At 32.3% G+C, this 14559-nt stretch carries 13 protein-coding genes; 7 read left to right on the forward strand and 6 right to left on the reverse strand.

The genetic code is table 11. The features are described from left to right. Positions 1-224 precede the first annotated feature (224 nt). From OIU83_RS03940 to OIU83_RS23600, 5 genes are all read left to right on the forward strand, one after another. Positions 225-779, forward strand: coding sequence for an RNA polymerase sigma factor (locus OIU83_RS03940; protein WP_264204963.1), 555 nt, complete (start codon positions 225-227; stop codon positions 777-779). Then, positions 776-1312 carry an anti-sigma factor gene (locus tag OIU83_RS03945; RefSeq protein ID WP_264204964.1) on the forward strand — a complete coding sequence of 179 codons (537 nt, stop codon included), beginning with the start codon at positions 776-778 and terminating at the stop codon, positions 1310-1312. Before OIU83_RS03940 ends, OIU83_RS03945 begins: the two co-directional genes overlap by 4 nt. Further along, positions 1296-2357 (forward strand): DUF4097 family beta strand repeat-containing protein, encoded by a 1062-nt coding sequence (locus OIU83_RS03950; protein WP_264204965.1) that lies wholly within the window; start codon positions 1296-1298, stop codon positions 2355-2357. The genes OIU83_RS03945 and OIU83_RS03950 overlap by 17 nt, the downstream gene beginning before the upstream one ends. Positions 2358-2375: 18 nt before the next feature. Then, a complete protein-coding gene (locus OIU83_RS03955) occupies positions 2376-3107 on the forward strand; it encodes a head GIN domain-containing protein (RefSeq protein ID WP_264204966.1) in 732 nt (243 codons plus the stop codon). 116 nt (positions 3108-3223) lie between these two features. Beyond that, positions 3224-3388, forward strand: coding sequence for a tetratricopeptide repeat protein (locus OIU83_RS23600; RefSeq protein ID WP_404827652.1), 165 nt, complete (start codon positions 3224-3226; stop codon positions 3386-3388). Here the strand turns inward: OIU83_RS23600 and OIU83_RS03960 are convergent. The 6 genes from OIU83_RS03960 to OIU83_RS03985 all read right to left on the reverse strand — a co-directional run bounded on the left by OIU83_RS03960 (position 3385) and on the right by OIU83_RS03985 (position 13099). Next, complete coding sequence (locus OIU83_RS03960) at positions 3385-4710, reverse strand: MFS transporter (RefSeq protein WP_264204967.1); 1326 nt, start codon at positions 4708-4710, stop codon at positions 3385-3387. The two genes, OIU83_RS23600 and OIU83_RS03960, sit on opposite strands and share 4 nt — an antisense overlap. Positions 4711-4897: 187 nt before the next feature. Beyond that, positions 4898-5707, reverse strand: a complete 810-nt coding sequence (locus OIU83_RS03965) for a M48 family metallopeptidase (RefSeq protein ID WP_264204968.1) — start codon at positions 5705-5707, stop codon at positions 4898-4900. 86 nt (positions 5708-5793) lie between these two features. Beyond that, positions 5794-8193, reverse strand: a complete 2400-nt coding sequence (locus tag OIU83_RS03970; protein ID WP_264204969.1) for a glycoside hydrolase family 31 protein — start codon at positions 8191-8193, stop codon at positions 5794-5796. A gap of 206 nt (positions 8194-8399) precedes the next feature. Further along, complete coding sequence (glgB, locus tag OIU83_RS03975; protein ID WP_264204970.1) at positions 8400-10307, reverse strand: 1,4-alpha-glucan branching protein GlgB; 1908 nt, start codon at positions 10305-10307, stop codon at positions 8400-8402. Between the two features lie 93 nt (positions 10308-10400). Further along, positions 10401-11681, reverse strand: a complete 1281-nt coding sequence (locus tag OIU83_RS03980; RefSeq protein ID WP_264204971.1) for a glucose-1-phosphate adenylyltransferase — start codon at positions 11679-11681, stop codon at positions 10401-10403. Continuing rightward, positions 11678-13099 (reverse strand): glycogen synthase, encoded by a 1422-nt coding sequence (locus OIU83_RS03985; protein ID WP_264204972.1) that lies wholly within the window; start codon positions 13097-13099, stop codon positions 11678-11680. The genes OIU83_RS03980 and OIU83_RS03985 overlap by 4 nt, the downstream gene beginning before the upstream one ends. Before the next feature lie 145 nt (positions 13100-13244). On the opposite strand from OIU83_RS03985, the gene OIU83_RS03990 reads away from it, so the two are divergent. Together OIU83_RS03990 and msrB are read left to right on the forward strand one after the other, a co-directional pair. Further along, positions 13245-14111, forward strand: a complete 867-nt coding sequence (locus tag OIU83_RS03990) for an alpha/beta hydrolase (protein WP_264204973.1) — start codon at positions 13245-13247, stop codon at positions 14109-14111. Positions 14112-14165: 54 nt separating this feature from the next. Then, positions 14166-14558: a peptide-methionine (R)-S-oxide reductase MsrB gene (gene msrB / locus OIU83_RS03995; protein WP_264204974.1), complete on the forward strand. Its 393-nt coding sequence runs from the start codon at positions 14166-14168 to the stop codon at positions 14556-14558. Position 14559: the final 1 nt, after the last annotated feature.

Consider the following 14559-nt stretch of genomic DNA (forward strand, 5'->3'; position numbering starts at 1 on the left):
AATGCTAGAACTCCTTTATTTATTTGCATAGCCATAAAAATAGACAATCATTATGCCAAAACAAACATAAACAACAATTTTGATTTTATAGAACACCAATATAAAATGTTTTACTTTTAATTAAAGCCTCAAAAAAACTTTTATAAAAAAAATACATTTAATTTTATCAAAACTGTAACATACCCAAAAAATCAAAGTCATTATTAAAAACCATTAGACGCTACTTGAATACAACCAACCAAAATATCGAAGAATTAATAACATTGTGCAAACAAAAGAATCAAAAAGCACAATTTGAAGTATACAACAGATACTACAAAGCCATGTATAATGTTGCGTATCGTATTGTAAAAGACGAACACTATGCTCAAGATGTTATGCAAGAAGGCTTCCTTAAAGCATTTACCAAAATTGACGACTATAAACAAGAAGTCGCTTTTGGAGCTTGGCTCAAGAAAATCATCATAAATTACAGTATCGATTTTTACAAAAAAAACAATAAGTTTCAAGTAGAAGATCTTAGTAAAACATTATACAAAATAGAAGAAAATGACAGCTTTTTTTCGGAGAATCTAGATCTGGATTCTCTAAAAGTAAAACAGGTCATGGATGCTATTCTGGACTTAAAAGATAATTATCGAATGGTTTTAACCTTATTTTATATTGAAGGGTACGATCAAGAAGAAATAAGTGAAATACTTACTATTAGCTACGCCAATTGCCGGACCACATTGAACAGAGCTAAAAACAGTTTAAGAAAAAAATTAGAGGAAATATGAAAAAGGAAAATGACGATTTAGACCAATTATTTGGAAAATTTGAAAATCAGTGGGATATTCAAGAAATGAAGCCGCAGCATGAAGCAGATTTTTTAAACAAATTAAAGAAAACAAAACCAAAAAAGAATTACACCATTACTTATGCCATTGCTGCTTCAATAGTGCTTATGCTTGGGATTTCTGTATTCTTTAATTCGAACGAAAAACCAAAAGAATTAAAATTTGCATCACAAGAAACTAAAAGAACCGATTCGATATTTAGTGTTTTAATTGCAAATGAATTAGAGAAACTTCATGACAAGAAATCACCCGAAAACGAACAAATAATTAGTGATGCTCTTAAACAAATGAAAGCAATGGATAATGATTACGCAAAAATCATTGCCGAATTACAAAAAAATGGCGAAAATAAACAGATTATTTATGCCATGATTAGCAATTTACAAACTCGTATTTCCTTCTTGCAAAACGTATTGACCCGTATTGATGAAAATGAAAAATTTAAAAACAGCACTCATGAAAAAACATTATAACTTCCTTATATTATTACTTGTAATCCCATTTTTAGGATTTGCAAACGATGATAATTCTATTTCAAAACAAAAAACTATTAAAAAAACCTATATCGTTAACTCCGATGCCGGAATAGATATAGACAATAAATATGGAAACATCTCGGTAACAACATGGAATGAAGATAAAATTGATATTGAAGTTATTATAAAGGTTTCTGGCAACAATGAAAACTGGGTAAACGAAAAACTAAACAACATTAACATTGATATCAACGCTTTAAAATCGATGCTTACTGCCGTTACAAACATTGGAAATTCATCCTATAAGAGTGCAGGAAGTAATAATAATTTTGAAATTAATTATATCCTTAAAATCCCTAAAAATGGCACTGTAAAACTCAATAACAAATACGGAAATATTACAACAGGTGATTTAGGATCAACTACAGATATTTTTTGCAAGTATGGCAAGATAAACCTCGGGAGATTAAATGGCAATACAAATACTGTCGAAATACAATATTGCCAAAACTCTAGTATTGATTATATTAAAAGTGGAAATATCGAAGCTAAATATTCTGGATTAAAAATTAATGATACCGGCAAAATAAACCTTAACACAAGTTATACCGATGTTACGATTGGAGGCAGCCAAGTTATTAATTACGAGAGTACTTATGGTACATTTAAGTTTCAGAAAATGGGTTCTATATTAGGATCAGGAAACTATTTAAATGTTACTATTGGTGAAATTTCAAATACCCTAAGCGTAGATCTTAATTATGGTAATCTGGCTGTTGGAATCATAAATGAAAAAGCCAATAATATAACAGTTAGTTCTCGATATTCGGACGTATCACTGGGATACGATACCAACTATGCTTTTGATTTTGATATTTCAACAAGATATTCGGGTATAAAAACTGATTCTTCTATACAGATTTCTAATAATGAAGAAAAAAGCAACTCCAAAAGCATTAGTGGGTTTTACAAGAAAAAAGGTCAGAACAAAATAGCTCTTACATCAAATTATGGGAGCATATCATTAATAAGAAAACAATAATCATAAAATCAATCAAAAATGAAAAAATCAATCCAATTATTAGCTTACAGCGTATTCTTTTTAAGTACAATTGCCAATGCCCAATGGTCGAAAGAACGTATAAAAGGGAATGGAAAAGAAGTAACCCAAAATCGATCAACAGCCGATTATGACGAAATTAAAGTAATGGGATTCTTTGATGTTGATTTAGTTGCAGGAAAAGAAGGCGCAATTACGGTTAAAGCCGAAGAAAATTTGCAATCTTTTATTAAAGTTGAAGTTGAAGGCAATGTGCTTAAAATTTACACAGAAAAAAATAAAAACATCAGTCCTAGTAGCGGTCGAACCATTAAAGTTACTATTCCCTTCGAAAAAATATCTAGTGTTTCACTTTCTGGTTCTGGAGATATAAAATCCAAGAATACAATCAAAGCTGATGCTTTTTCAGTAGCGCTATCAGGCTCTGGTAATTTAAGTTTAGATCTTGATTCAACAACATTTGACCTTGCCGTAAGCGGCTCCGGAAATATTGTTTTAAAAGGAAATACTGGAGATTTCAAAACCAAATTGTCTGGTTCTGGCGATATTGATGCAACAGCATTAAAAGCCAAAAATGTAGATCTTACAATTTCTGGTTCAGGTAACAGTAAAGTTTTTTGTAGTGAAAACTTAAAAGCAAGAGTTTCTGGTTCTGGAGACGTCCAATATAAAGGAGATCCAAAAACAAAAGATACCAAAGTAAGTGGTTCAGGAAATATCTCGAAAGCATAAAATAAAAACAGTGGAAATTCTATAATTTTAAATAACTATAAATAGAATCTTCCTAACTTCTTCTTGTACTGTTATTAAGCAATAAACTACTTAATAACAGTACAATATATACTTTAATTGGTCAATGCTATTTAAAAAACAAAAATACCGAAATGGCAATTGCATCCAATAAGAAAGCATTACAACTAGATAGTCATAACAAAATTGCTAAAAATGCTAAAGAAATTACAAATACTAATAACATTTTTTCAAGGTTGATTTTTTCTAAGGAGTTTTATTAATTTAAAACACCTTTTTTAGGTACTCTTCTTAGTAACAAAATTCCAGTAATAAAAAAGACTGCTAAAAATACAATTGAATATCTTGGACTACCTGTAATTTGATCAATTATACCGTATACGCACATTCCTATTACGATTCCAATTTTTTCGGCTACATCATAAAAACTAAAAAAAGAAGCCGTATCTTCTGTCTCAGGCAATAATTTAGAATAAGTGGAGCGTGATAAAGCTTGAATCCCTCCCATCACAAGTCCTGCCAACGCTGCCATAGTATAAAAATGTATTGGTAAAGTAATGAAAAATGTAATTACACAAAATACCACCCAAATACTGTTAATCACAATTAATGTTGGAATGTTACCAAACTTAGCTGAAGCTTTGGATGTTAAAACCGCACCTCCAATAGCAACAAGTTGTATTACCAAAATACAGATAATTAAACCTGTAGTACTTTCACTTTCTGATGACCAGGCAATTTCCTGAGCTCCGAAATAAGTTGCCGCAATCATAACAGTTTGAACTGCCATACTATAAACGAAGAAACTACCCAAATATCGTTTTAAAGAAATATTTTCTTCAAGTAACTTCCAAACTTTTTTTAATTCTCGAAAACCATTAAAGAATACATCTTTAGTTACTTTTTGTCCCTCATTTTTGCTCCCTTTTGGTAAATAATAATAAGTATATTGACTAAAAAGAATCCACCACACACCAACCATTAGGAAAGAATACCGCATGGCTTTCATGGCAGCTTCACCCTTAGTTCCAGTGATACCAAAAATTTCAGGCTTCATAATCATTTCTAAATTGATTAACATCAAAAGAACACTCCCTACATAACCCAACGAATACCCTTTGGCACTTAAACTATCCTGTTGTTCCGGGAATGCAATATCCGGCAAATACGAATTATAAAATACCAAACTTCCCCAAAAACCTATTAATCCTAAAAAGTAAAAGAGTAAACCTATGTAAATATTTTCAAGGTTAAACCAATATAATCCCATACAGGACAAAGCACCCGTGTAGCAAAAGAACTTCATAAATGCTTTTTTATTCCCGACATAATCGGCAATTCCAGATAATAAAGGAGAAATAAAAGCAACAACCAAAAATGCAGCAGCTGTAATAAAACTAATTAAAGCAGAGTTTTTAAGATGCATCCCGAAGGCATCTATATACGGATTATCATCTGAAAATAACGCTTCATAAAAAATAGGAAAAACTGCCGATGAGATAACTAACGGATAAACCGAGTTTGCCCAGTCATAAAAAGCCCATGCATTCAATAATTTTTTATTCCCTTTAGGTAAATCTGCCATATTTATGATTTTGGGTGCTAAATTATTTCTTTTTTTTTATAATTATATAGAATATTAATAAATCATACATTAATAAATTGTGACTTAACATAACCAATTGACACATTGCATCATAAACAAAAAAGACTACTCTTAAAAAAGAATAGTCTTTGTAGATATATCATTTTGGTTTAACCAAAAATAAATTTTATTTAATAATTCCCACTTTTGCAGCCGTAGCTTTTGCTTCAGGAATTAATGCACTCAAATTGGCAATTCTTGTCGCATCTGATGGATGCGTGCTAAGAAATTCCGGAGTTTTCCCCGAAGATTGTGCCGACATTCTTTTCCAAAAAGCAATCGAATCATCTGGATTATATCCTGCAATTGCCATAAGTGTTAATCCTATTTTATCGGCTTCACTTTCATTGCTTCGGCTAAAGGGAAGCATCACTCCTACCTCTGAACCAATCCCATAATATTTTTGCCACATTTCCTGCTTGTCAGCACTTTGTCCGCCAGTTACAGCTGCAACACCTACTGCCCCTAATTGTTGCAATTGGGCTGCACTCATACGTTGAGCACCATGATTTGCCAAAGCATGAGAAACTTCATGTCCTAAAACAGTAGCTAAACCCGCATCGTCTTGGGTTATTGGTAGAATTCCTGAATAAACTACGATTTTACCACCTGGCATACACCAAGCATTAACTTCCTTATTATCAACTAATTTATATTCCCATCGATAATCTTTAAGATATTGTGATTGTCCTAAATAGTTTAGATATTTTTCGGCAGCGGCTTTAATTTTCATCCCAACAGCTTCAACTCTCTTGGCATCTGCAGTTCCTGTAATTACTTTATTCTCTTTAATAAAAGTATTGTACTGTTGAAACGACGATGGAAACAACTCATTATTAGAAACAAAATTAAGACTCTTTTTTCCTGTAACAGGATTAACTGCACACGAATACACAGAAGCTATAATGAAAATTCCCAATAATAATTTATTTTTCATGATTTTTAAATTTAAATACTGCGCAAAAATACAATTATTATGAATTCATTTTTTACACAATTCGTTTAAAATATATCATAATTAGGTTATTCTCCTATAATATGTAGCTCATTAAACTCTTTATCAATTAGTAAAAAACCATTGTTTAAAAATTCTGCTTTATCAAAAAATACGATTTCATTATCAATTTCAATTTCTTTTATCTCAAAAGGCAAACCAATAAAATTAATTTTATACTTGGAATACGGTGTATCATACTTTCCTTCTTTATGAAGCTGTATTATAAGTTCTTTTTCTTTCCCTCTTAACTGAAATGATAAGAAACTATATCGCCCTTTTTTATAATCATATCCATCCTGAGCATCTTCATAAACAACTGATTTTTCTTTTCCTTCTTTATAATATAAATCTAAAGTTAACTCATCAAATTCAAGTTCTCCAACATATTGTTGTACAGGATATTTGGGAATAATTGCTCCCGCTTTTACAAATACTGGAATTTCATCAAATTTTGTATCTACCCAAATTTCTTTTCCTCCGGTATATAATTCATTTGTCCAGTAATTATACCATTCTCCACGAGGTAAATACATTCTACGTCCTAAGGAATTAGGTTCTAGGATAGGACAAACCAAGATTTGATTTCCAAAAATAAATTCATCGTTTCTGTAGTGAGTTTGCGTATCCTCCTGATCGTAATACACCAATGGTTTAAGCATAGGAATTCCCTCTTCTATATATTGCCAGAACATGGTGTACAAATACGGCAATAACTGATAACGGAGACTAACGAATTTTCGAGTAACATTTACAACTTCTTCATCAAAAGCCCAAGGTTCTTGATTTCCATGATCTCCCGAAGAATGCGTACGGCAAAACGGATGAAAAACCCCTAATTGTATCCAGCGAGCATATAACTCTCCTGTAGGTTGCTCGGCAAAACCACCAATATCCGATCCTGTAAAACCCATTCCCGAAAGAGATAAACGTTGTACCTGAATATTAGCAACCCATAAATGTTCCCAAGTAGCAACATTATCGCCTGTCCAGGAGGAAGTATAACGCTGCGCACCGGAATATGCCGATCTGGTAATAATAAAAGGGCGTTTAGGGTATGAAAAACGTTTTACACCATGATAAGTTGCTCTTGCCATTTGTGTACCATAAATATTATGTGCTTTCCTGTGACTACACGGATTTCCATCATATAAATGACGAACATCCATAGGGAAGGTTTTATTGGGAACCTCCATAACTGCTGGCTCATTCATATCGTTCCAGACTCCTTTTACTCCAATATCTGATATTAATTCCTTAAATAAACCTGCCCACCATTCCCGAACAGCAGGATTTGTATAATCGGGAAAATTACATTCTCCCGGCCACACTTTCCCTTTCATATAAGGTCCATCGGCTCTCTTGCAGAAATAATCTTTCTCTAATCCTTCTTTATAAACCCAATAATCTTTGTCTATTTTAATTCCGGGATCAATAATTACAATCGTTTTAAACCCGTCTTCGGCTAGTTCGGCAACCATTCGTTTCGGGTCTGGGAAATATTCTTTATTCCATGTAAAACATCGAAATCCTTCCATATAATCGATATCCAGATAAATAGCATCGCACGGAATTTTTAACTCTCTAAACTTCGAAGTGATTTCTTTTACTTTACTTTCCGGATAATAGCTCCATTTACATTGATGATATCCTAATACCCAAAGTGGCGGCAATTCAGGCTTTCCGGTTAAATCGGTATAGGTTGTAACCACATCCTGCATTTGCGGTCCATAAATAAAATAATAATTCATTTCCCCTCCTTCGGCCCAAAAACTGGTAACATTTCTTCTTTCCTGACAAAAATCAAAATAAGTTCTAAATGTATTATCAAAAAAGATTCCGTAAGATTGCTTATTTTGCAAACCAATATAGAAAGGAACTACTTTGTATAACGGATCTTGGTCTTTTTGATAAGCATATTGATCGGTTGCAAAATTTTCTAATCTTTTCCCCTTCAGGTTCATTTGTGTAGCCTTATCACCCAACCCATAAAAACATTCTCCATCTTTTGAAGATTTACTCATTTTTACGATATTTCCACCATATTCATAGCTTTCTTCCCAATGGAAACCCAATTCATCTTCAAGAATTAGATTGTCATTTAAATCAAAAATTGACAAACGCATGTCATTTTTTTGAATTTTACATTTGACTTTACTAGTTTGTATTTGATAAAATGTATCTTCTTCGGTAATTTCTAAGATGTTGTAACCGTGTAATTGACTCTTATCAATTGCATATGAAAAATCGTTGCTAAAATATCCTTTTGTAGTGAATCGAAAACGGATTAAGCTATCTCGAAGAATAGTAACTTTTAAAATTACTTTATTATCAGTATTAAAAAATACTGCGTCGCCTTCATGATTATAAGAAACTATCCGAGATGGATATAAATCGCCTTTATATTGTAATTCTGTATTTGTAATCATAGTGGTAATTGATTAATTATAAAAACAATAACGTCTCTCAAACTTACAAAAAAACTAAACAAATCATCCTGAATATCAGCAATAATAACGAAAACGTTATTTATATATAACTCTTAAATTATACATTTTAAAATCGATAAAATCTTAATTTTCGACCTTAAAAATGATAAAATCACAGTCTGAAAATTATTCTCAAATTTCAGTTTCTACAAAAAACTATAAACTGTAACACTTAATGGAGGTAAAATTAATTCGATTGAATAATCCCTGCCATCATAAGGTGAAGATTCAATGTTTAAATCTCCTGAATTTGTTACACCACTTCCTTCGTAAATTTTAAGATCGCTATTAAAAATTTCAAGTAATTTTCCTTTTCGTGGTAATCCAATACGATAGTTATCTCGCGACACTTGGGTAAAATTACACACCACAACCAGATCATCTTTAAGGTTATTTCCTTTTCGGATGTAGCTCAAAACAGCATTTTGATGATCCGAATAATTAATCCATTCAAAACCATCGTTACTAAATTGTTTTTCATACAAAGCGGGTTTTGTTTTGTATAAATTATTTAAATCGGTAATTGTTCTTTTGATTCCTTTATGATAATCATATTGTAGCAAATGCCAATCCAAACTTTCCTGAAAATTCCATTCTTCACTTTGTCCAAATTCGGATCCCATGAATAATAGTTTTGTCCCCGGATGTGTAAACATATATCCGTACAACAATCGTAAGTTGGCAAATTTTTGCCATTCATCTCCAGGCATTCTATTTGCAATTGATTTTTTTCCATATACTACCTCATCATGAGAAAGCGGCAGCATAAAATTTTCGCTAAAAGCGTAAGTCATAGAAAAAGTTAAGTCATCCTGATGGTATTTACGATAGACAGTTTCTTTTTGAAAATACTGTAATGTATCATGCATCCAACCCATCATCCATTTCATTCCAAATCCTAATCCTCCTGTAAAAGTAGGTCTTGATACCATTGGAAAAGAAGTACTTTCTTCGGCTATTGTCTGAACTCCTTGAAAATTTGCATAAACAGCTTCATTAAATTCTTTTAGAAAACTAATCGTATCTAAATTTTCTCTTCCTCCATAAATATTAGGTTCCCATTCGCCTTCATTTCTCGAATAATCCAAATATAACATTGAGGCAACGGCATCTACACGAAGTCCATCTACGTGATAATGTTGCAACCAGAATATCGCATTACTAATTAGGAAAGAACGCACCTCATTACGTCCGTAATTAAACACCAAACTCTTCCAATCGGGATGATATCCTTTTCTTCTGTCTGGGTGTTCATATAAACTTGAGCCATCAAAAAAACCTAGTCCGTGAGCATCTTCTGGGAAATGAGAAGGAACCCAATCCAGAATTACACCTATTCCTGCCTGATGCAATTTATCGACTAAAACCATAAAATCCTGTGGTTTCCCAAAACGTGATGTGGGAGCAAAATAACCTACCAATTGATATCCCCAAGAAGGATCATAGGGATATTCCATTATTGGCATAAATTCTACATGCGTAAAACCTGTTTCCTTTACATAATTTACCAAATCTTCGGCAAATTCAAGATAGGTCAGAAATCTATTTTCATGCGAATGTCTTTTCCAGGAACCCAAATGAACCTCATAAACAGAGTACGGTTTATCAAGATTATTGTGTTCCGGGCGTGATTGCATCCAGTTTATATCTTTCCACTCATAATCCAGATCCCAAATTACCGAAGCCGTATGCGGTGGTTTCTCGCAATAAAAAGCAAATGGATCTGCTTTTTCGGTTACAATACCTCCGTTATTAGATTCTATTTTATATTTATATATAGCGCCTTTTTCAAGATTTGGAATAAAACCTTCCCAAATTCCCGATGAATCCCAACGTACCTCTAGTAAATGTTCTCCTTGAGTCCAATAATTAAAATCTCCTACTACCGAAACAGTTTTTGCCGTTGGTGCCCAAACGGCAAAATAAACGCCTTTCACTCCATTTACTTCCGTTAAATGTGCTCCTAATTTTTCATACAATCGAAAGTGTTTTCCTGCTTTGAATAAGTCAATATCAAAATCAGTAAATAAAGAATACGTAATAACGTTGCTCATATAGGAATTATAAATTCTACTTATAGAATATTAATAAAGTATTTACCTTTTTAACTTCGGTAAAAAATGGTGTAAAAAATCTATTTTGTACTATTAATCTATTCTGAAATTATCCGGTATAACAGCTCCTTTTTTAATAACAATTATTCCTTCTTTAATGGCATACAATTCATTTGAAAAATTATCCAAATGCTTTCCTCCATTAATATGAACATCGTTCCCGATTCGGCAATTTTTATCTACCAGAGCATTTTTAATATAACATCTCTCGCCAATACCAATATGTTTTCGGTTGTTTTGATCATCTTCTTCCATATCTTCAATACTTTGATATAAATCATTACCCATAACATAACAATGCTGGATAATAGTACCTTCACCTATTCGGGAACGAATACCTATTACCGAACAAAGAATTTCTTTGGCATTAATGATACAACCTTCGGAAATTAATGACTTTTCGATTAATGTTTTATAGAATTTAGACGGTGGTAACAATCTCGGACGTGTAAAGATTTTATTATCATTATCAAACAAATTAAATTCAGGCAAATCCTTTGTCAATCCAATATTAGCTTCAAAAAATGAATCTATATTACCGATATCTGTCCAATATCCTTCGTATTGATAACTTAATATTTTTTTGTTTCCTACGGCTTGTGGGATAATTTCTTTTCCAAAATCTTTCGTTTCAGTATTAGACATCAATTCTACCAATAGTTTTCTGTTGAAGATATAAATCCCCATCGATGCCAAATAGTGTTTTCCTTGCTCTTTCATATGATCACTTACCTCCGATTCCCAATCTGGTAGTAATGATGCTTCGGGTTTTTCAATAAAAGATTCTATCCAATTTTCCGAATTTGTTTTCAGAATCCCAAATTCAGGAGCATCTTTGGCATTTACCGGTAAGGTAGCAATCGATATATCGGCTCCACGTTTTATATGTGCTTTAATCATATCATTAAAATCCATCTGATACAATTGATCTCCGGATAAAATTAAGGCGTATTCAAAATTATGATTTAAAAAATAAGGCATACATTGTCTCACAGCATCAGCTGTTCCTTGAAACCATGTTGGATTATCGGGGGTTTGTTCTGCAGCAAGAATATCTACAAAGGCATTACTAAATACACTAAAATTATACGTGTTTTTTATATGTGCATTTAAAGAAGCCGAATTAAATTGAGTTAAAACGAACATTTTATAAATATCCGAGTTAATACAATTTGAAATAGGAATATCTACTAATCTGTATTTTCCACCAATAGGTACTGCGGGTTTTGATCTTGTTTCTGTTAATGGATATAAACGAGATCCCTGACCTCCTCCTAAAATAATTGCAACGATGCCATTTTTATTAATTTTCATTTTGCTTGAATTATTATGTTGTAGACTTCAATATATTCCTGACAAACACTCTCCCAGGAATGGTCAATACCCATTCCTAATTTTCTTATTTCATAAAAGCTTTTTTTATCATTAAACAGTCCGATTGCACGCCCAATCGAGTAATAAATATCCCCTACAGATGCCTGATCATGGCAAATCCCATTTCCTTTATCTCCAAAATCAATAACCGTATCTCTTAAGCCTCCCGTTCTTCGAACAATAGGAACAGTTCCATAACGCAAAGAATACATTTGGTTTAACCCACAAGGTTCTACTCTGGAAGGCATCAATAAAAAATCGGAACCTGCATAAATTAAATGTGCCAATTCTTCATTATATCCAATAAAGACATTATAATTTCCTTGATAATCATTTAGCAAAGATTTTAACTGATCTTCTATAATAACATTTCCTGAGCCTAAAATCAATATATTAATCTCTTCAAAATTCTCTGATAATGCCAATGCCGAAGCTTGTGGCAATAAATCACCTCCCTTTTCATCAAATAAACGTCCTATAAAACTAAATAGTGGTTTTGTTGGATCTAAGTCAAATTGAGAGCATAGTTTCTCTTTATTTTTTTGTTTTCCATTCTCAAGGCTTTCAATTGTATATTGCTCCTCGATCATTTTATCTTTGGATGGATCCCAAACTTCGATATCAATACCATTTAAAATACCCTTCGATTTATGTCGGGACATATTAAATAATGATTCCAATCCATTTGCCCAATTATTAATTTCATTTAAATAGCTTGGCGAAACTGTTGTTACTGCACCCGCACATTTTACACCAACAGCCAATGAATTAATACAATTATCCCATTCTAGAATTTTTACATGAGTAAGATCAAATTCAGGTAAATAATTAAGTTTATCAAACCCAAACTGTCCTTGATATAACCCATTATGGATTGTAATTACCGAAGCAACATTTTTTAATTTTGAATACTTATATCCAAATTCCATCATAAAAGGAATTAAACCCGTATGATGATCGTGGCAATTAATTACATCTGGCACTTCACCTCTTACAATAAGCCAATCCAGAGTGGCCGATTGAAAAGCTACAAATCGTTCGATATCATCTTCATATCCATAAACATCCTTTCTATCGAATAATTCTTTAATCTCTATTAAATAGAGCTCAAAACCCAACTTATCACTAGTCTCTTTGAGTACACGAAATGGGAAACTAAAATTCCCCAGCTTTACATCGCCTTCATAAACACTTTCAAAAACATTTTCTTCTTTAAATTTAGTATCATAACCTGGAACAACAACTCTTACCTGGTGTCCGGCTTTATTTTGATATTTGGGTAAAGCACCTACAACATCTGCCAAACCGCCAACTTTTGCCATAGGATAACATTCTGCACTAATATGAAATATTTCCATTTATGAAATTTTGAAAATCATCATTATAAATGTTTATAGACATTCAAATTAAGACGATACGTTATATTAATTGTATTACTTTTATGTTTTTTTAAATTTAGCAAAAAATAAAGAAAGAATAAGGGCCTAATAAAATTTTATTGAAATGACAAAAAAGACTTCTAATCCAACACAATCTTTAAAAGTTCCTCGATTTATAATACTAACTGGTAAACTTCTCGCTTTTATTTCTCCTAAACTAGTTACTTTATATGCGACAAAACTTTTTACAACACCTATAAAACATAAAGTTCCCAAAAGAGAACTAGAAATGGACCATAAAACCATTCAGCACACTATACAAGTCCCATCAATCAATAAAGAAATTGTGGTGTATAAATATGGTAAAAGTGATAAGAAAATTTTACTGGTTCATGGCTGGTCTGGTCGGGGGACACAATTATTCAAGATTGCCGATGAATTAATAAAACATGGCTATGAAACTGTAAGTTTTGATGCTCCGGCGCATGGAAAATCTCCGGGAAAAACGACTCACATGGTCGATTTTATTGCTTCAATATTAGAAATAGAAAAACATTACGGCCCATTTGAAGCTGCTGTTGGACATTCATTAGGAGGTATGTCGGTATTAAATGCTATAAAAAAAGGTTTAAATGTTAATCGTGCTGTTATTATTGGAAGTGGCGATATTGTACAGGATATTATAGATGATTTTGTTGCCAAGCTAGAGCTAAAGCAAAAAATAGCCATTCGCTTGCGTGATTATTTTGAGAATAAACATCAGGTAAAAATGAATGACTTTTCGGCATATATCGCTGCTGCTAATGTAGAAATTCCAGTTTTGGTTATCCATGATAAAGATGACCCCGAAGTCTCTGTAAAAGCAGGAATTCACATCAATGACCATTTAAAAAAAGGAACTCTAATATTAACCGAAGGATTAGGACACCGAAAAATATTGGGTAATCAAAATGTAATTAATAAAACAATACAATTTATTGAACATAAGTAACTAATTTTGTTAGTCTCACTTTTTCTAAAATAAATTATTCTAAAATTAAAATACATGAAATATCCAATCGAAAAAACAGAACAAGAATGGAAAGCCCAATTGGGGGAAGAACGCTATCGTGTACTTCGCCAAAAAGGAACTGAATATCCTCATACAGGAAAATACAATCTCCATTTTGAAAAAGGTATTTATTGTTGTGGTGCCTGCAATGAACCTCTATTTGAAAGTAATTCGAAATTTGACGCACACTGCGGATGGCCTTCATTTGATGAATCTATTCCTGGAAAAGTAGAATATATCTCGGATGTAAGTCATGGTATGAAAAGAACAGAGATTCTTTGTGCAAATTGTGGCAGCCATTTAGGACACGTATTTGATGATGGTCCAACCCAAACTGGACAACGTTATTGTGTAAATTCCCTATCGGTAGATTTTAAAGATAAATAAC

Source organism: Flavobacterium shii, from assembly GCF_025847235.1.
GTDB classification, from domain to species: Bacteria; Bacteroidota; Bacteroidia; order Flavobacteriales; family Flavobacteriaceae; genus Flavobacterium; species Flavobacterium shii.